We start from the raw sequence: 16,718 nt of genomic DNA, 5'->3' as shown, positions 1-16,718 counted from the left end.
GGGCTTGCTCGCGAAAGCGGTGTATCAGTCGACATCAATGTTGAATGTCAGTCCGCTTTCGCGAGCAAGCCCGCTCCCACAGGGGGTCAGTGTTTGGCGGGATACTCGCGGTGCATCTGCCCCAGCAGCGCATCCTTGTCTTCCCACAACTGATTGATCCAGCCCTGAAACTGCAAGCGATACTCGCCGTCCTGGTCGTAGTTCTTGCCGATGAACTGCGGCGGAATCTTCAGCTCCTGAAAGTGCACCACCACATCCTTCACGTTCCCACAGAGCAAATCCCAGTAACCGGGACGGCCGGCCGGATAGTGAATGGTCACGTTGACGATCGCTTCCAGCTGCTCCCCCATGGCATCCAGCACAAACGCAATGCCGCCAGCCTTGGGCTTGAGTAGATGCTTGAACGGCGATTTCTGCTGGGCATGCTTGCCATCGGTGAAACGCGTGCCTTCGACGAAATTGAAAATCCCCACCGGGTTTTGGCGGAACTTGTCGCAGGTCTTGCGGGTGGTTTCCAGGTCTTTGCCTTTCTTATCCGGGTGCTTCTCCAGGTAGGCCTTGGAGTAGCGCTTCATGAACGGAAAGCCCAAGGTCCACCAGGCCAGACCGATCACTGGCACCCAGATCAGCTCTTGCTTGAGAAAGAACTTCAGCGGCTGGATACGCCGGTTGAGCACGTATTGCAGCACCATGATGTCGACCCAGCTCTGATGGTTGCTGGTGATCAGGTACGAGTGCCGATAGTCCAGCCCTTCAAGGCCGCTGAGGTGCCATCGGGTGCGGCAGACAAGGTTCATCCAGGCCTTGTTGTTGCTGATCCAGGCTTCATGGGTATGGCTCATCAACCAGCGCGTGAAGCGCTGGGTGAGGGCGAAGGGCAACACTTTGAAGATCGCCACGCAGAACAGAAACGAGCAAAGCAAAATCGTGTTCAGCGCCAACAGCAGCGAGGCAATGACGCCTCGCAGCGGTGCAGGTAGGGAGTCCAGCATTTAAAGATCCAAAGGTCGGTTGGCAGCTTGAATCGCGGTCAACGCGATGGTGTAGACGATGTCATCGACCTGCGCGCCGCGCGGCAGGTCGTTCACCGGTTTGCGCAGGCCTTGCAGCATCGGCCCGAGGCTGACGCAATCGGCGCTGCGTTGCACGGCTTTGTGGGTGGTGTTGCCGGTGTTCAGGTCGGGGAACACGAACACTGTGGCGCGACCGGCGACCTGGCTGTTCGGCGCCAGTTGCCGGGCAACGGTTTCGTTGGCGGCGGCGTCGTATTGCAATGGGCCGTCGATCAACAGCGAGTTTTGTTGCTCGTGGGCGAGCAACGTCGCTTCGCGCACCTTCTCGACTTCTTCGCCGCTGGCCGATTCACCGCTGGAGTAGCTGATCATCGCCACGCGCGGGGTGATGCCGAAGGCGGCTGCCGAGTCGGCGCTTTGCAGGGCGATCTCGGCCAGTTCGCTGGCGCTGGGGTGCGGGTTCATTACGCAGTCGCCGTAGACCAGCACTTCCTCGGGGAAGAGCATGAAGAACACTGATGACACCAGCGTGCAGCCCGGCGCGGTCTTGATCAGTTGCAGGGCCGGGCGGATGGTGTTGGCGGTGGAGTGAATGACCCCGGACACGAGGCCGTCCACTTCATCCAGCGCCAGCATCATGGTGCCGATCACCACGGTGTCTTCCAGTTGCTGCTCGGCCATCGGCGCGTTGAGGCTTTTGGTTTTGCGCAGGGCGACCATCGGCTCGACGTAGCGCTCGCGAATCAGGTCCGGGTCGAGGATTTCCAGCCCTGGCGGCAGCTCGATGCCTTGGGCGCGGGCGACCGCTTCGACGTCTGCCGGTTTCGCCAGCAACACGCAGCGGGCAATGCCGCGCGCCTGACAGATCGCTGCGGCTTGCACGGTCAGCGGCTCGCTGCCTTCGGGCAGGACGATGCGTTTGTTGGCAGCCTGGGCGCGCTGGATCAGTTGATAACGGAACACCGCTGGCGACAGGCGCATTTCCCGTGGCGTGCCGCAGCGTTGGTGCAGCCATTTGGCGTCGAGGTGGCTGGCAACGAAATCGGTGATGATCTCCGCGCGCTCGCGGTCGTCGATCGGGATTTCTTTGTTCAAACCGTTCAACTGGTTAGCGGTGTCGTAGGAACCGGTGCTCACCGACAACACCGGCAGGCCCGCCTGCAACGCACCACGACAGAGGTCCATGATGCGCGGGTCGGGCAGGGTGTCGCTGGTCAGCAACAGGCCGGCCAGCGGCACGCCGTTCATGGCGGCGAGGCTGACGGCGAGGATGATGTCGTCGCGATCACCGGGCGACACCACCAACACGCCGGGCTTGAGCAGCTCCACGGTGTTACGCACCGTGCGGGCGCAGATGATGATGTTGGTCATGCGCCGGGTTTCGTAATCACCGGCATTGAGAATCTGCGCGCCCATCAGATCGGCGACGTCGCGGGTGCGCGGGGCGTTCAATTCCGGCTGGAACGGGATGCAGCCCAGCAGACGGAAATCGCCACTGCGCAGCAACGGCGAATGCTCTTTCAAGCGCGAGGCGAAGGCCTCCATGCTCTCGTCGGTTTTGACCTTGTTGAGGATCACGCCGAGGACTTTCGGGTCTTTGGGGCCGCCGAACAATTGCGCCTGCAATTCCACTCGGCCGGACAGTTCGGTCAGCACCTCGTTTTCCGGTGCCGAGACCAGGATCACTTCGGCGTCGAGGCTTTTCGCCAAATGCAGATTGACCCGTGCGGCGTAACTGGCGCTGCGGGTCGGGACCATGCCTTCGACGATCAGCACATCCTTACCGACTGCCGCCTGCTGATAGAGGGTGATGATTTCTTCGAGCAACTCGTCCAGCTGACCGTCGCCGAGCATGCGCTCGACGTGCGCCAGCCCGAGCGGCTGAGGCGGTTTCAAACCGTGAGTGCGCGCCACCAGCTCGGTGGACCGTTCAGGCCCGGTGTCACCCGGATGCGGCTGGGCAATCGGTTTGAAAAAGCCGACCTTGAGGCCGGCCCGCTCAAGGGTACGTACCAGCCCGAGGCTGATGGAGGTCAGACCCACACCAAAATCGGTGGGCGCGATAAAAAAAGTTTGCATGCGGATTCTCTGGAGGTGCATGGCAATGGTGAACGCCTATGACTGGCCTTCTACCGAAATTCAGTCGCCAAGGTTAGCGCTAACCGAGCCTTGTGCGCACCAACCGCAATCAAAGGGCTGGCCTATTTTTTCATTACGGAGCAAAGGGTCCAGCACCCAGGCTCGGGATTGCCACGGTGGCTGGTGCCGCAGGTGCTGGGTGTGACCGCAGGAAAGCTCGGCCACCCAGTGCCCGTCCTCATCTTGATGGAAGCCTGTGACCGTCGAGCCTTTCGCCGTCATCCGTCTGTCCGGGTTGTGTTCGCTTTCGGGCGATTGCTTCGCTAAACTTGGCCATTCTTCATTCTTATGCAAAAGGTCTCGCCCCATGCTGATCGCCGCCAATAAGGCTGTCTCCATCGACTATACCCTGACCAACGACGCTGGTGAGGTCATCGACAGCTCCGCCGGCGGCGCGCCGCTGGTCTACCTGCAAGGCGCAGGTAACATCATTCCGGGCCTGGAAAAGGCACTGGAAGGCAAAACAGTCGGCGACGAGCTGACCGTAGCCGTTGAACCTGAAGATGCCTACGGCGAATACGCTGCCGAACTGGTCAGCACCTTGAGCCGCAGCATGTTCGAAGGCGTCGACGAGCTGGAAGTGGGTATGCAGTTCCACGCATCCGCTCCGGACGGCCAGATGCAGATCGTCACCATTCGCGATCTGGACGGCGACGATGTCACCGTCGACGGCAACCACCCGTTGGCGGGTCAGCGCCTGAACTTCCAGGTCAAGATCATCGACATCCGTGATGCCAGCCAGGAAGAAATCGCTCATGGTCACGTCCATGGCGAAGGTGGCCATCACCACTGATTTTCTGCGCTAAGCTTTCGAGAACTGGAGAGGCGCCCGAGGGGCGCCTTTTTTAGTCCGCGGCTGTCCCTGGTGACACCGCCAAGTGGCTGTTTCGAGAAGAACACGGGAATCTGGAGTTCGTCATGAGTGCTTTTCACGACCTTAAATTGACAGGCCTGGATGGTCAGGAGCTACCTCTGGCGCCCTTCAAGGGGCATGTCGTGCTGGTGGTCAACGTCGCCTCCAAATGTGGCTTGACCCCACAGTACGCGGCGCTGGAAAACCTCTACCAGCAATACAAGGACAAAGGCTTCAGCGTACTGGGCCTGCCGTGCAACCAGTTTGCCGGGCAGGAACCGGGTACCGAGCAAGAGATCCAGGCGTTTTGCAGCCTCAACTACGGCGTGAGTTTTCCGTTGTCCAGTAAGCTGGAAGTCAACGGTCACGATCGTCATCAGCTGTACCGTCTGCTGGCGGGCGAGGGTGCTGAATTTCCCGGTGACATTACCTGGAACTTCGAAAAATTCCTGCTGGGCAAGGATGGTCGCGTGCTGGCGCGATTCTCGCCGCGCACGGCGCCGGATGATCCGACTGTCGTTCATGCGATCGAAAAAGCCCTGAGCTGAACCAAAAAATCGCAGCCACTGAGCTGCGATTTTTTATGCCTGCCTTTTGAACCTTAATCACCGCAATCAATAGTGCTGTGCTTCGCTTGCCGCTCCGCATATTATCGCCGTCATAAAATCTCTGTCCCGTCGATACCGTTTTCGTGGAGCGTCCCATGCCCGTCAAAGCCCTGTTCAAACCGTTCCACCTCGGCACCCTCGAACTGCCGACCCGCGTCGTCATGGCGCCGATGACCCGCTCGTTTTCGCCGGGTGGCGTGCCCAATTCCAAAGTGATCGAGTACTACCGTCGTCGTGCCGCCGCGGGCGTTGGCTTGATCATCACCGAAGGCACCACCATCGGGCACAAGGCTTCCAACGGTTACCCGAATGTGCCGCATTTCTACGGTGAAGCGGCATTGGCCGGCTGGAAGAAAGTGGTCGACGCGGTGCACGCCGAGGGCGGCAAGATCGTTCCTCAGCTGTGGCATGTCGGCAGCGTGCGCCGCATCGGCACCGAGCCGGACGCCAGCGTGCCGGGTTACGGTCCGTCGGAGAAATTGAAGGACGGTCAGGTCGTGGTTCACGGCATGACCCAGCAAGATATCCAGGACGTGATCGCCGCATTTGCCCAGGCCGCCAAAGACGCCCAGAGCATCGGCATGGACGGCGTGGAAATTCACGGTGCCCACGGCTACCTCGTGGACCAGTTCTTCTGGGAAGGCAGCAACCAGCGCACCGACGAATACGGCGGCAGCCTGGCTAACCGTTCGCGTTTTGCCATCGAATTGATTCAAGCCGTGCGTGCCGCGGTCGGCGAAGGCTTCCCGATTATCTTTCGCTTCTCGCAGTGGAAACAGCAGGATTACACCGCGCGCCTGGTGCAAACACCCGAAGCGTTGGGCGAATTCCTCAAGCCGTTGTCCGACGCCGGCGTGGATATTTTCCACTGCTCGACGCGTCGTTTCTGGGAGCCGGAGTTCGACGGTTCCGAGCTGAACCTGGCCGGCTGGACCCGTAAGCTCACCGGTAAACCGACCATCACCGTGGGCAGTGTCGGCCTGGATGGCGAGTTCCTGCAGTTCATGGTCAACACCGACAAGATCGCGCAGCCGGCCAGCCTGGAAAAACTGCTGGAGCGTTTGAACAATGATGAGTTCGACTTGGTGGCGGTAGGTCGTGCGCTGCTGGTGGACCCGGACTGGGCGCAGAAAGTGCGCGACGGCCGTGAAGAAGACATTCTGCCGTTCAGCCGTGAGGCGTTGATGACGCTGGTTTAAGCGGCGCTTGGCAGGGCCCTTTCGCGAGCAGGCTCGCTCCCACTTTCAACCGAGTTCTACCTGAAGAATGCGGTCAACTGTGGGAGCGAGCCTGCTCGCGAAGGCGGACTCAAGAACACTGAAGAATCAGAGTACCGTCGGTGCATTCGGCAGCACTTGCTCACCAACACAAGCCCCGCGCAACTGCCCCTCAAACTGCTCGATAATCGCTGCCCACCCTTGGCGACTCGCATGCTGACGCGCATTAAGCCGCACGCAGCGCAAGGTTTCGCGCTCCTCCAACAGCCAGCACGCCGCATCGCAAAACGCCTCTTCGTCCCCCGGCATCGCCAGTACGCCGTTGTAGCCATGGCGAATGTGCTGAGCCGCTGCTGCCTGATCGTAGGCCACCACCCCCAAACCCGACGCCAGTGCCTCAAGCACCACGTTGCCGAACGTCTCGGTCAGGCTTGGAAACAGAAACACATCTCCCGACGCATAGTGACTGGCCAAGGCTTCACCGCGTTGAGAGCCACAGAAAATCGCCTCGGGCAGTTCCTTCTCCAGGACCACTCGTTGCGGGCCGTCGCCGATCACGATCAACTTCAGGTTTTTCTGTGGATAAGTCGTGCGCAGCCTGTCGAAACTGCGCTTGAGCAAGCCGAGATTTTTCTCCTGGGCCAGGCGACCTACATGGATGACGGCAATGTCACTGTCGGCCAGACCCCACTGTTCGCGTAGCGACGTCAGCCGCTTGCTCGGGTGAAACAACTGGCTGTCGACCCCACGCGACAGCAACGCCAGACGCTCGAAATGCCGGCGCTCCAGTTCCATTCGTTGACTCACGCTCGGCACCAGGGTCAGCGTCGAACGATTGTGAAACCAGCGCAGGTAGTGGGTCAGCAATCGCGTCAGCAGTCCAAGCCCATACTGACTGGAGTACTGCTGAAAATTAGTGTGAAAGCCGCTGACCACGGAAATCCCCAAGCGCCGCGCTGCGCGCAACGCGGACAATCCCAGCGGTCCTTCCGTGGCGATGTACAGCACGTCCGGCCGATGACGCTTCCAGCGCCGCAGCAGCTTGTGCATCGACGACTGACCCCATTGCAAGCCGGGATAACCCGGTAGCGGCCAGCCCCGGCATAGCAACAACGCATCATCGCTGCCCTGCTGCTGATCGCAACCCTGACGCGGTCGCACCAATTCCACCTGATGCCCGCGCGCGCGCAAGCCGTCACACAAGCGGCCGAGGGTATTGGCCACTCCGTTGATTTCGGGAGGGAAGGTTTCGGTGATCAGAGTGATATGCAGAGCTGTCGTCATGACCTCAGTGTCGGCTGAGGCCATGTCGTCAGTGTGACGGTGGGATGATGAATTTGTGACCGAATCAGCGCTGGACTACCAGGTTTTCCGCGCCGCGTTCACGCACCCAGAACAAGGTCGCACCCGCCACGGCGGCCGGCATCATGAGGATGTTGACCACCGGAATCAGCAGCACAAGATAAACACTGCCGCCGAAACTCATGCTCTGCCAGCGCTTCTCGCGCAGCCAGGCGAGCATCTCGTTCCAGCCCAGTTTGTGGTTATCCGCCGGGTAGTCGATGTACTGGATCGCCATCATCCACACCCCGAACAGCAGCCACAATGGTGCGGCAACGATGTTAACCACCGGGATGAACGAAAGGATGAACAACCCGATGGCGCGAGGCAGGAAGTAGCCGAGTTTGCGCATCTCGCGGGACAGGGTGCGGGGGATCATGGCGATCAGTTCGCCCCAGCTGAAGGACGGGAAGTCGTCGGTGCCGCGCACCACCACTTCGACTTTCTCGGCGAGGAAGCCGTTGAATGGCGCGGCGATGACGTTGGCGAGCATGGTGAAGGTGAAAAACACCATCAAAACGACAAGCACGACAAAAATCGGCCACAGGATGTAACTGAGGAAACTCAGCCAGTCGGGCAGCGACGGCATCAACGTATCGACCCATAGGCTGAATTGATGGCTGGCCAAGTAGATCAATCCGACGAACAGCACCAGGTTGATCACCAGCGGCAACAGCACGAACAAACGCAGGCTTGGGCTCAGGACTAATTTGAGGCCTTCGCGCAGGTATTGCGGGCCGGACAGAACGGGGGCGGGCATAACGTGCTCCGAGCAAAGGGGAAACGCGCCGACCTTACCGGCTTTGCCTGACGGGCGAAAGCGCGGCAGCAGCATCGACATTAACTGTAACAAAAGCGCCTATGCATCCATCGTGATGGGATAGAGACCGCCTATGAGCTGGATTGTTAAACCGTATTTCCTTAATCTTCGCCCCCTCGATACGCTGCACCCCATACTTTTTACAGGACTGTCGAGTTCAAGCCTTCCCCAAGTGCTTTCAACGGTCCTTTTTTATTCCCGCCGGCAACCCGGCGTTCCGCGCCAGAAGATTCGGGCCGGTCAACAGGAGCAGGTCATGTCTGAAGTCCGTCATTCGCGAGTGATTATTCTCGGTTCCGGCCCTGCCGGTTACAGCGCCGCAGTCTATGCCGCCCGTGCCAACCTCAAGCCACTGCTGATCACCGGCATGCAAGCCGGCGGTCAACTGACCACCACCACCGAAGTCGACAACTGGCCTGGCGACGTCCACGGCCTGACCGGCCCGGCGCTGATGGAACGCATGAAAGAGCACGCCGAGCGCTTTGAAACCGAAATCGTCTTCGATCACATCAATGCCGTGGACTTCGCTGCCAAGCCGTACACCCTGACCGGCGACAGCGCGACCTACACCTGCGACGCCCTGATCATCGCCACCGGCGCCAGCGCTCGTTACCTGGGCCTGCCGTCGGAAGAAACGTTCATGGGCAAAGGCGTTTCGGCCTGCGCGACCTGCGATGGTTTCTTCTACCGCAACAAGCCAGTGGCCGTGGTCGGTGGCGGCAACACCGCGGTTGAAGAGGCGCTGTACCTGGCCAACATCGCCAGCAAGGTCACCCTGATCCACCGTCGCGAAACCTTCCGCGCCGAGAAGATCCTGATCGACAAGCTGAATGCCCGGGTTGCCGAAGGCAAAATCGTCTTGAAGCTGAACTCGACGCTGGACGAAGTCCTGGGCGACAACATGGGCGTGACCGGTGCCCGTCTGAAGAACAACGACGGCAGCTTCGACGAGCTGACCGTCGACGGCGTGTTCATCGCCATCGGCCACACCCCGAACACTTCGTTGTTCGAAGGTCAGCTGACGTTGAAAGACGGCTACCTGGTTGTACAGGGCGGCCGTGACGGCAACGCCACTGCCACCAGCCTCGAAGGTATCTTTGCTGCCGGTGACGTGGCTGACCACGTTTACCGTCAGGCCATCACCTCGGCCGGCGCTGGCTGCATGGCGGCACTGGACGCCGAGCGCTACCTCGACGATCTGCAGAACGCTTGATTCTGATTCTGTAGAAAACAAAAAACCGGCTTCGGCCGGTTTTTTTGTACTTGCAGAAATGTCCGATCAACCCTGTGGGAGTGAGCCTGCTCGCGATAGCGGTGTGTCAGTCGACAACAATGTCTAATGATAAATCGCTTTCGCGAGCAGGCTCGCTCCCACAGGGGAAATGTTGTGCTCTCAGCCCTTCAGCCGTTCCTGGACGAAGTCCATGACCTTCAACGACTGATAGATGGCATTGGCGGCAATCCGCCCGAACGGTCCGCCGTTCCAGTCCAGCAGGTACGGTTTGAACAGCTGATAACGCGTACTTTCCCCGCACACCGCTTCGGCGATGACCCTGCCGCCAATCGAGCCGGTATTCAAACCATGGCCACCAAACGAGGTGCAGGCCCAGACGCCCGGTTCGAGCAATCCCAGGTTGGGCATCTTGTTGGTGGAGTAACCCATCAGGCCGGACCAGGCCAATTCGATGTTGACCGGGGCCAGTTGTGGATAGACCGACACCATGTCGGCCTTGAGCATGGTGGCGAGGGCCTTTTCGTTCTGTTCGTTGCGGGTGGTGATGCGTCCGCCCCAGAGCAGGCGGTCGCCTTCGACCACGCGGTAGTAATCCGAGGCGCGGCGGTCGTCGGAGAACGCGGCGCCGGAGTCGAGGACGTTTTTGATCGAGTCGCCCAGGTGTTCGGTCAGCACCACATAGGTCGCGATGGGCAGGTAGGCGCGGCTGAGTTTTTGCAGTTCCGGGCCGCCGTAGCCGCCAGCGCAGAACACCAGGTCCTGGCAGCACACGGTGCCGTGAGCGGTCTGGACAATTTTGTCGTCGCCTTCGCGATGCCAGGCCAGCATTTTTGAGTGTTCGAAAATCTTCCCTCTAGCCGCTTCGATGGCGAGGGCCAGGCCCAGGCAATAATTCAGCGGGTGGAAGTGCAGGGCGTTCGGATCTTCGACACCCTGGAAATAGCGCAAGGTGTGCGCCCGTTCGCGAACCTGGGGAGTGTCGAGGAAATTGAGTTCATAGCCAAAGTCGCGGCGCATGGTCTCGATATGGTTTTTCACCTCGGCGCCGTCGTCGTAACGCTTGACCCGGATCGTGCCTGCCGATGGCGCGCAACCGGCCAGAGCCAGTTCGGCAATGTTGTGGCGGACGATATCGACGCCCTCGACCGACATTTGGAATAACGCCTTGGCCTGTTCCAGCCCGAGTTTCTTGCGGATCGCTCCCGCACCCTCAGCCCAGCCTGGTGAGACCACGCCACCGTTCCGACCGGACGCGCCCCAGGCGACTTGCTGGGCTTCGAGGACGATCACGCGTTTACCGCGCCGGGTCAGCTCCAGGGCCGCGGTAAGGCCCGCGATCCCGGCGCCGATGATGCAGACGTCGCAGTTTTCGTCAGTGCGAAGTTCGGATCTGGCCGCGCGGGGCAGCGAGGTTTGGGAGTACCAGGTGGTGGGGAAGGACATGGTCAATCCTTGAGTGTTGCCTTTGGTGGGAGCGGGCTTGCTCGCGAAAGCGGTGTGACAGTCGACCTTAGGGTTGAGCGTTATACCGCTTTCGCGAGCAAGCCCGCTCCCACAGGGGTAGGTGGGGTTATTTGATGGTCGAGTAGTCGACGCCGTACCACTTGTCCGACAGCTTGGTCAGCGTGCCGTCCTTGTGCATCTCGCCGATGATTTGACCGAGTTTGGCCTTCAATTCCGCGTCACCCTTGTCGGTGGCAATGGCCAGGGGTTCGTAGAACGCCACTGCATTGTCGACGGCCCGCAGCGGGTAACCGCTCTTCACTGCTGCGTCCAGTGTGCTGCGTTGAGTGAGGATGGCGTCCAGCCGGGTACCGTCACCCAGGCGCAGGTCGTCCAGCGGTCCGACGGAACCGGAGTAAGTCTTCATTTTTGTGGTCTTTACGTCATAAACGACAGGTGGCACGTCAGTGGTTTCAATGGCCAGCGCCTGGCTGAAATAGTCCTCGGACGTGGTGCCGCCTTCGACACCGATCGTTTTGCCATTGAGCGCTTTGTGGTCGGTGAGTGTGGATTTGTTGTGAACCGCAAACACGTAAGGCACGTAGTAATAGGTCGCGGGGAAATCGAGAATTCGCGCGCGACTTTTGGTGGCGGTCATCGAGCCCACGGACATGTCCCAGCGCCCGTTCCACTTGCCGGCGGTGATCACGTCCCAGTCAGGCGTGATGAACTTGACGGCGACGCCGAGACGCTTGGCGATCTCTTTGGAAACGTCGATGTCAAACCCGTCGATTTCATTCTTGTCGTTGATAAACCCTTGGGGAGGCCAGGTCGCCGACGTGGCGACGGTCATTGTTTTACTGCTCTGGATTTTGTCCAGAACGGCTCCGGCGTTGGCGGCGCCGACGAACACCAGCGACATTGCGGCTGCGATTACGTGTTTTTTGCTGACCATGTCCATCTCCACTTATCGTTTTTGTTATGAAGGGGCAAAGCGGTGCTCAGTGACCAATGATCTGTGACAGGAATTTCTGTGCGCGTTCGGTTTGCGGGTTGTTGAAAAACTCGGAAGGGGTGGCTTGTTCGATGACCTGGCCCTGGTCCATGAACAGCACGCGGTCGGCGACCTTGCTGGCGAAACCCATTTCGTGGGTTACGCAAATCATGGTCATGCCGTCGGTGGCCAACTCGCCCATTACGTCCAGCACTTCGTGGACCATTTCCGGATCGAGGGCCGAGGTGGGTTCGTCGAACAGCATCACTTTGGGGTTCATGCACAGCGCCCGGGCAATCGCCACGCGCTGCTGCTGGCCGCCGGACAGTTGCGAAGGGTACTTGTCGGCGTGTTCGGCAATGCGTACCCGTTCCAGGTAAACCTGAGCGCGTTTTTTCGCCTCGGCGCTCGACACGCCTTGCACCAGTTGCGGGGCCAGGGTCAGGTTGTCCATCACGCTTAAGTGTGGGAACAGGTTGAAGCTCTGGAACACCATGCCGATTTCCCGGCGCACCGCGCTGACACTTTCTGCCTCGCTGGTGAGGGTGATGCCGTTGACCTGTATATGGCCTTTCTGGAAATTCTCCAGGTGGTTGATGCAACGAATCATCGTCGATTTGCCCGAGCCCGACGGCCCGCACACCACCAGGATTTCGCCCGTGGCGACGTTCAGGTCGACATCTCGCAACGCGTGAAAATCGCCGTACCACTTGTTCAGGCCGGTGATGGAAATCATCGAAGGGCTGGCCTGCGCAACAGGTGCCAGGTCGAGTCGTTCTGCCGTAGTCATCACTCATCAACCCCTTGCAATGGATCGGTTGACCCGTTTTTCGATCCGCGCCTGCACCCGTTCGAGGATGAACGACAGGGCCCAGTAAATCATCGCGGCGGTGATCAGCATTTCCAGGTGACGGAAATCCGCGCGGCCCTGGGTCTTGGCCAGGTACATCAATTCCCAGACGCCAATCACCGACACCAGCGAACTGTCCTTGAGCATGGCGATGAACTGGTTGCCGGTGGGCGGGATGATCACCCGCAAGGCCTGCGGCATGATCACCCGGCTCAGGGTCTTGAACGGGCTGATGCCCAGGGCTCGTGAAGCCTCCCACTGACCCACCGGAATGCTCTGGATGCCTGCACGAAAAATCTCGGTCATGTAGGCGCCGTAGCACAGCGACAACGCGAGGATGCCGGCCGGCACGGCGTCCACCACATAACCCAGTTGCGGCAGTCCGAGGTAAATCAGGTAGATCTGGATCAGCAGCGGAACACCGCGAAAAAACGAGGTGTAGAACGAGGCGATGGCATTGGCCAGGCCATTGTTGGACAGCTTGGCCACGGCGCCGATCAACGCCAGCACGAAGGCAATCACGATCGCCACGGCGGAGATGTACAGCGTGGTCGCGGCGCCCTGGATGATCAGGAAACCGATCTTGTCGAGGATGAAGCTGTAGGAAAGGTCGAAGGTGTCGAAGAACGCCAGGAACAGGATCAGCAGTTCGATCCATACCACGGTGGTCTGCACCTTGAATTTCAAGCGTCCGAGGACGTGAAAGTTCAGCGTGCCCAGTGCAGCAATCGCCAGGCCGATGGTGATATTGCGAGCGGTCAGGCTGTCCGGGGCATTGCCCAACAGTGGATGCAGGAAATGACTGAGGGCGCTGTTACCCAGGTTCATCAGGTAGGAGCCGAGAAACAGCACCACGGCTACGCCAAGCAGGAATTGAGGATCATTGGACTTTTTTTTATAAATTATATTGTCGTGATACATGAATGCCTCAGGCTTGTAAGTGGTAGTGATCTCGCTTGGTAAAAGGGGTATTGGGTGAGTATTGCGACGCGAAATCGGGGACTACAAGCGAACATAATTCGCTATGTCAGTCCCGGATCGCAGTTTGCTTTTCAGGAAAGCTTCGCCAGGCAGGCCTCGAGAATATCCAGCCCTTCTTCCAGCACTGCTGCCTCAGTGGTCAACGGCGCCAAAAGCCGAATGATGTGGCGCGACTTGCCGCTGGGCATCAGCAGCAAACCCTCGTCTCGTGCCAATGCGAGCAGTTGTGTCAACTGCGCCGATGCCGGTGTGCCGTCGGCATTGGCCAATTCAATACCGCGCATCGCGCCAACGCCGGTCAGGCGGCCCAGAAACGGGGACAGCTTGTTGGCGCGCCAGGCCTCGTAGCGGCTGACGATGGCTTCTTCCTGTTGCGAACCCCAGGCGTGCAGGTTCGCATCGGTCATCTCGTCCAGGGTTGCCAGTGCCGCGGCGCAGGCAATCGGGTTGCCCGAATAGGTGCCGCCCAGTCCGCCCTTGGGCAAGGTGTCGAGCAGCGACTTGCGCCCGACCACCGCACCCAGTGGTATGCCGCCAGCAATGCTTTTAGCGAGCAGGATCAGATCGGGCTCAATACCCAGTCGCGAAAATGCAAAGCGCTGGCCGGTGCGACCGAAGCCGGACTGGATTTCATCAGCGATCAGCAGGATGTTTTTTTCATCACAGAAGCGACGTAGCGCCTGGGCGAACTCCACGTCCAGCGTCAGGAAGCCCGATTCGCCTTGCACCGGTTCGACGATAAAACAGGCGACGTCATCGACGTCGATCTCGACGCTGAACAGCCGGTCCATGGCTTTTAGAGCCTCGGCGCAGGTCACGCCGTTGTCCTTGCTCGGGAAGGGCAGGTGAAAAACCGGACCCGGCAGCACGCCGACTTTCTGTTTGTAGGGCGCGACTTTGCCGTTGAGGTTGAGTGTGGCAAGGGTGCGGCCATGGAAGGCGCCGTCGAAGGCGATGACGGCCGTGCGACCGGTGGCACCACGTACGATCTTCAGGGCGTTTTCCGCTGCTTCCGCGCCGCTGTTGGTGAGCATGCCGCTGACCGGGTACTCCACCGGAATAAACGCGGTGAGACGATCCATCAGTTCGAGGTAGGGCACATGCGGGGCGGCGTTGAACGCGTAGTGGGTCAGCCGGGTGGCTTGTTCGCGAATGGCCTCGACGATGCGTGGATGGCAATGGCCGAGGTTCAATACACCGATGCCGCCGACGAAGTCGATGTAGCGTTTGCCATCGGTGTCCCAGACCTCGGCATTTTTGCCGTGGCTGAGCGTGACGGGATGAACGATGTTGATCGACTGGCTGATGGTTTCGCTGCTCATGGATGACCGACTCTGAAGAAGGGATGCTTCTTTTTATCTAAGCCGTGAGCAGCGGTGCCCGGCAAACGAAATAAAGTTGCCGGGTCAATCTTAAAAGTCGGGATGTGTTGCGCCCCTTGCAGGAGCATGGCTTGCCGGCGATGGCGTTCTTGAGATCGCCATCGCCTGTAGGAGCACGGCTTGCCGGCGATGGCGATCTCCAGGGCGCTATCGCCGGCAAGCCGTGCTCCTACTGTTTTTTCAGCGGCGAGTCAGCGGTTGCTGCGAGAACTTCACGCCAGCCAACCCATGAGCAATCAGCGCGCGGATATTACCGTGGTCACTGCCCTCAGGCGTTGCCACCACCGAACGGTAATGCTCGCCGAACGCCAACAGCGCTTCTTCATCGCTCAAGCCTTCCAGCAGCGCCAGGCCCAGGGTCTTGCACGAACCTTCGTTCTGCCCGGCAGCGTTTTCCACGCCGCCGTTGTTGAAAGCCTGAGGCTGATAGTCGTAGCCGGCGGCGATGAAGGCCAGGGTGTCGGCAAAAACGTGTTCGCCGCTCTTGAGGCTGGCGCGCAGGGTGTTCAAATCACTCATTGGGTTTTCCTTTGGCGAACGCCGCTTGTTGTTCGGCGTTGGCTTCTTGCTGGTATAGGGCTTTCCACTCGGCGTACGGCATGCCGTAAACCACTTCGCGGGCGTCATCGAGGCTGACCTCGATCTGGCGTTCATCGGCAGCGGCCTTGTACCACTTGGACAAGCAGTTACGGCAGAAACCGGAGAGGTTCATCAGGTCGATGTTCTGCACATCCTTGCGGCTGTCCAGATGGGCGACCAGCCGGCGAAAGGCGGCGGCTTCGAGTTCCAGGCGTTGTTGATCGGTCATGGCGGGCTCTGTGCAATCAAATCGTGGCGCGGATGATAAAAGTCTGACGAGCAATGTGCCAGACGCGGTCAGCGGCTCGCGGCGAGGGTAATCGATACCGACTCGGCGAAACGCAGGGCGTGGGGCTTGTCGACTTCGACCTCGGCGTACAACACCGAGTCGTTGGCCATGACCAGATCGAGAATTTCCTGAGTCAGGCGTTCGAGCAGGGCGAAGCGATTGCCTTCCACGTGGGCGATGATCGCCTTGGTGATGGTGCGGTAGTTCAGCGCGTGATCGATGTCGTTGTCACGCACCGCTTCCTGAGCGGCATACAGGATGGTCAGGTTGATCTGCACATCCTGCTTGTTGAGGATTTCATCCTCGTTGATCCCGATGAAGGTCCGCAGGCACAGGTTCTTGACCCGTATGCGTGCCGTTCCTGGTTGAAGTTGTGGCATTGCTACTTGCTCCGTCCAATCAATTGCAGGAACTCCTGGCGGGTATTGCTCGACTCGCGGAAGGCGCCGAGCATCACCGAGGTGTTCATGGTCGAATTCTGTTTCTCGACGCCGCGCATCATCATGCACATGTGCTTGGCTTCGATGACCACCGCGACGCCCGCCGCGCCGGTCACTTGCTGTACAGCTTCGGCGATTTGCCGAGTGAGGTTTTCCTGGATTTGCAGGCGACGGGCGAACATGTCCACCAGTCGTGCAATCTTCGACAGGCCCAGCACTTTGCCCGTTGGAATATAAGCCACATGGGCCTTGCCGATGAAGGGCAGCATGTGATGTTCGCAGAGCGAGTACAGCTCGATGTTGTCGACGATGATCATTTCATCGTTGTCGGACGCGAACAGCGCGCCGTTGACGATCTCTTCGACACTTTGCTCATAACCACGGCAGAGGTACTGCATGGCTTTTGCCGCGCGAACCGGGGTGTTTTGCAGACCTTCTCGGTCGGGGTTTTCACCGAGGCCGATGAGGATCTCGCGGTAGCTCTGGGACAGGGCGTTCTGGTGCAGGGATAACGTCATGGAACATCCTCGCGGGG

Annotated in this window: 18 protein-coding genes; 4 read left to right on the top strand and 14 right to left on the bottom strand. The window is 59.7% G+C overall.

All coding sequences use genetic code 11. From position 1 onward, the window contains the following. Positions 1-86: 86 nt before the first annotated feature. Genes KGB03_RS22715 through KGB03_RS22705 form a run of 3 tightly spaced genes read right to left on the bottom strand, consistent with a single transcriptional unit; the run spans position 87 to position 3,491 of the window. A complete protein-coding gene (locus KGB03_RS22715) occupies positions 87-992 on the bottom strand; it encodes an acyltransferase (protein ID WP_218538025.1) in 906 nt (301 codons plus the stop codon). Beyond that, a complete protein-coding gene (gene pta / locus KGB03_RS22710) occupies positions 993-3,092 on the bottom strand; it encodes a phosphate acetyltransferase (protein WP_223529092.1) in 2,100 nt (699 codons plus the stop codon). It lies immediately after the preceding gene. A 60-nt stretch (positions 3,093-3,152) separates the two neighbouring features. Beyond that, entirely contained in the window at positions 3,153-3,491 is a 339-nt protein-coding gene (locus KGB03_RS22705; RefSeq protein WP_192410162.1) for a DUF3565 domain-containing protein, read from the bottom strand. On the opposite strand from KGB03_RS22705, the gene KGB03_RS22700 reads away from it, so the two are divergent. The 3 genes from KGB03_RS22700 (at position 3,460) to KGB03_RS22690 (ending at position 5,812) form a co-directional block, all read left to right on the top strand. Then, positions 3,460-3,945: a peptidylprolyl isomerase gene (locus KGB03_RS22700; protein WP_008150718.1), complete on the top strand. Its 486-nt coding sequence runs from the start codon at positions 3,460-3,462 to the stop codon at positions 3,943-3,945. The genes KGB03_RS22705 and KGB03_RS22700 overlap by 32 nt on opposite strands. A gap of 125 nt (positions 3,946-4,070) precedes the next feature. Then, the gene (locus KGB03_RS22695) at positions 4,071-4,553 is read left to right on the top strand and encodes a glutathione peroxidase (RefSeq protein ID WP_008150716.1); all 483 of its coding nucleotides are present in this window, start codon (positions 4,071-4,073) and stop codon (positions 4,551-4,553) included. Positions 4,554-4,708: 155 nt separating this feature from the next. After that, on the top strand, positions 4,709-5,812 hold the full coding sequence (locus tag KGB03_RS22690; protein ID WP_192410163.1) for an NADH:flavin oxidoreductase: 1,104 nt from the start codon (positions 4,709-4,711) through the stop codon (positions 5,810-5,812). Between the two features lie 126 nt (positions 5,813-5,938). On the opposite strand, the gene KGB03_RS22685 is transcribed toward KGB03_RS22690, so the two are convergent. Together KGB03_RS22685 and cysZ are read right to left on the bottom strand one after the other, a co-directional pair. Further along, positions 5,939-7,138, bottom strand: coding sequence for a glycosyltransferase family 4 protein (locus KGB03_RS22685; RefSeq protein ID WP_111450393.1), 1,200 nt, complete (start codon positions 7,136-7,138; stop codon positions 5,939-5,941). A gap of 40 nt (positions 7,139-7,178) precedes the next feature. Then, positions 7,179-7,931, bottom strand: coding sequence for a sulfate transporter CysZ (gene cysZ, locus KGB03_RS22680; RefSeq protein ID WP_111450508.1), 753 nt, complete (start codon positions 7,929-7,931; stop codon positions 7,179-7,181). 316 nt (positions 7,932-8,247) lie between these two features. Between cysZ and trxB the strand changes: the two genes are divergently transcribed. Then, positions 8,248-9,204 (top strand): thioredoxin-disulfide reductase, encoded by a 957-nt coding sequence (trxB, locus tag KGB03_RS22675; protein WP_111450392.1) that lies wholly within the window; start codon positions 8,248-8,250, stop codon positions 9,202-9,204. Between the two features lie 180 nt (positions 9,205-9,384). On the opposite strand, the gene KGB03_RS22670 is transcribed toward trxB, so the two are convergent. The 9 genes from KGB03_RS22670 to folE form a co-directional block, all read right to left on the bottom strand. After that, entirely contained in the window at positions 9,385-10,668 is a 1,284-nt protein-coding gene (locus KGB03_RS22670; protein ID WP_223529089.1) for an NAD(P)/FAD-dependent oxidoreductase, read from the bottom strand. A 127-nt stretch (positions 10,669-10,795) separates the two neighbouring features. Next, a complete protein-coding gene (locus KGB03_RS22665) occupies positions 10,796-11,623 on the bottom strand; it encodes a transporter substrate-binding domain-containing protein (protein WP_111450507.1) in 828 nt (275 codons plus the stop codon). 46 nt (positions 11,624-11,669) lie between these two features. Beyond that, a complete protein-coding gene (locus KGB03_RS22660) occupies positions 11,670-12,398 on the bottom strand; it encodes an amino acid ABC transporter ATP-binding protein (RefSeq protein ID WP_132834042.1) in 729 nt (242 codons plus the stop codon). A 60-nt stretch (positions 12,399-12,458) separates the two neighbouring features. Then, positions 12,459-13,433: an amino acid ABC transporter permease gene (locus tag KGB03_RS22655; RefSeq protein ID WP_192410166.1), complete on the bottom strand. Its 975-nt coding sequence runs from the start codon at positions 13,431-13,433 to the stop codon at positions 12,459-12,461. Between the two features lie 131 nt (positions 13,434-13,564). Next, complete coding sequence (locus tag KGB03_RS22650) at positions 13,565-14,815, bottom strand: aspartate aminotransferase family protein (protein WP_223529085.1); 1,251 nt, start codon at positions 14,813-14,815, stop codon at positions 13,565-13,567. Between the two features lie 240 nt (positions 14,816-15,055). Then, positions 15,056-15,394, bottom strand: coding sequence for a HopJ type III effector protein (locus KGB03_RS22645; protein ID WP_033057919.1), 339 nt, complete (start codon positions 15,392-15,394; stop codon positions 15,056-15,058). Continuing rightward, complete coding sequence (locus KGB03_RS22640) at positions 15,387-15,683, bottom strand: DUF1244 domain-containing protein (protein WP_111450387.1); 297 nt, start codon at positions 15,681-15,683, stop codon at positions 15,387-15,389. Before KGB03_RS22640 ends, KGB03_RS22645 begins: the two co-directional genes overlap by 8 nt. A gap of 68 nt (positions 15,684-15,751) precedes the next feature. Continuing rightward, entirely contained in the window at positions 15,752-16,123 is a 372-nt protein-coding gene (gene folX, locus KGB03_RS22635) for a dihydroneopterin triphosphate 2'-epimerase (RefSeq protein WP_192410168.1), read from the bottom strand. Positions 16,124-16,125: 2 nt separating this feature from the next. After that, entirely contained in the window at positions 16,126-16,701 is a 576-nt protein-coding gene (gene folE, locus KGB03_RS22630; RefSeq protein ID WP_223529081.1) for a GTP cyclohydrolase I FolE, read from the bottom strand. Positions 16,702-16,718: the final 17 nt, after the last annotated feature.

Source organism: Pseudomonas sp. BF-B-26 (assembly GCF_019956495.1).
Taxonomy (GTDB): Bacteria; Pseudomonadota; Gammaproteobacteria; order Pseudomonadales; family Pseudomonadaceae; genus Aquipseudomonas.
This window is presented reverse-complemented; position numbering and strand designations above follow the sequence as displayed.

What these genes read in the sequence shown, in the direction of transcription:
- trxB (WP_111450392.1), top strand. Translation starts at nt 8,248, where the DNA reads ATGTCTGAAGTCCGTCATTCGCGAGTGATTATTCTCGGTTCCGGCCCT.
- folE (WP_223529081.1), bottom strand. Translation starts at nt 16,701, where the DNA reads ATGACGTTATCCCTGCACCAGAACGCCCTGTCCCAGAGCTACCGCGAG.
- KGB03_RS22650 (WP_223529085.1), bottom strand. Translation starts at nt 14,815, where the DNA reads ATGAGCAGCGAAACCATCAGCCAGTCGATCAACATCGTTCATCCCGTC.
- KGB03_RS22660 (WP_132834042.1), bottom strand. Translation starts at nt 12,398, where the DNA reads ATGATTTCCATCACCGGCCTGAACAAGTGGTACGGCGATTTTCACGCG.
- KGB03_RS22715 (WP_218538025.1), bottom strand. Translation starts at nt 992, where the DNA reads ATGCTGGACTCCCTACCTGCACCGCTGCGAGGCGTCATTGCCTCGCTG.
- KGB03_RS22655 (WP_192410166.1), bottom strand. Translation starts at nt 13,433, where the DNA reads ATGTATCACGACAATATAATTTATAAAAAAAAGTCCAATGATCCTCAA.
- KGB03_RS22640 (WP_111450387.1), bottom strand. Translation starts at nt 15,683, where the DNA reads ATGACCGATCAACAACGCCTGGAACTCGAAGCCGCCGCCTTTCGCCGG.
- folX (WP_192410168.1), bottom strand. Translation starts at nt 16,123, where the DNA reads ATGCCACAACTTCAACCAGGAACGGCACGCATACGGGTCAAGAACCTG.
- cysZ (WP_111450508.1), bottom strand. Translation starts at nt 7,931, where the DNA reads ATGCCCGCCCCCGTTCTGTCCGGCCCGCAATACCTGCGCGAAGGCCTC.
- KGB03_RS22645 (WP_033057919.1), bottom strand. Translation starts at nt 15,394, where the DNA reads ATGAGTGATTTGAACACCCTGCGCGCCAGCCTCAAGAGCGGCGAACAC.
- KGB03_RS22665 (WP_111450507.1), bottom strand. Translation starts at nt 11,623, where the DNA reads ATGGTCAGCAAAAAACACGTAATCGCAGCCGCAATGTCGCTGGTGTTC.
- pta (WP_223529092.1), bottom strand. Translation starts at nt 3,092, where the DNA reads ATGCAAACTTTTTTTATCGCGCCCACCGATTTTGGTGTGGGTCTGACC.
- KGB03_RS22690 (WP_192410163.1), top strand. Translation starts at nt 4,709, where the DNA reads ATGCCCGTCAAAGCCCTGTTCAAACCGTTCCACCTCGGCACCCTCGAA.
- KGB03_RS22685 (WP_111450393.1), bottom strand. Translation starts at nt 7,138, where the DNA reads ATGGCCTCAGCCGACACTGAGGTCATGACGACAGCTCTGCATATCACT.
- KGB03_RS22670 (WP_223529089.1), bottom strand. Translation starts at nt 10,668, where the DNA reads ATGTCCTTCCCCACCACCTGGTACTCCCAAACCTCGCTGCCCCGCGCG.
- KGB03_RS22705 (WP_192410162.1), bottom strand. Translation starts at nt 3,491, where the DNA reads ATGGAGACAGCCTTATTGGCGGCGATCAGCATGGGGCGAGACCTTTTG.
- KGB03_RS22700 (WP_008150718.1), top strand. Translation starts at nt 3,460, where the DNA reads ATGCTGATCGCCGCCAATAAGGCTGTCTCCATCGACTATACCCTGACC.
- KGB03_RS22695 (WP_008150716.1), top strand. Translation starts at nt 4,071, where the DNA reads ATGAGTGCTTTTCACGACCTTAAATTGACAGGCCTGGATGGTCAGGAG.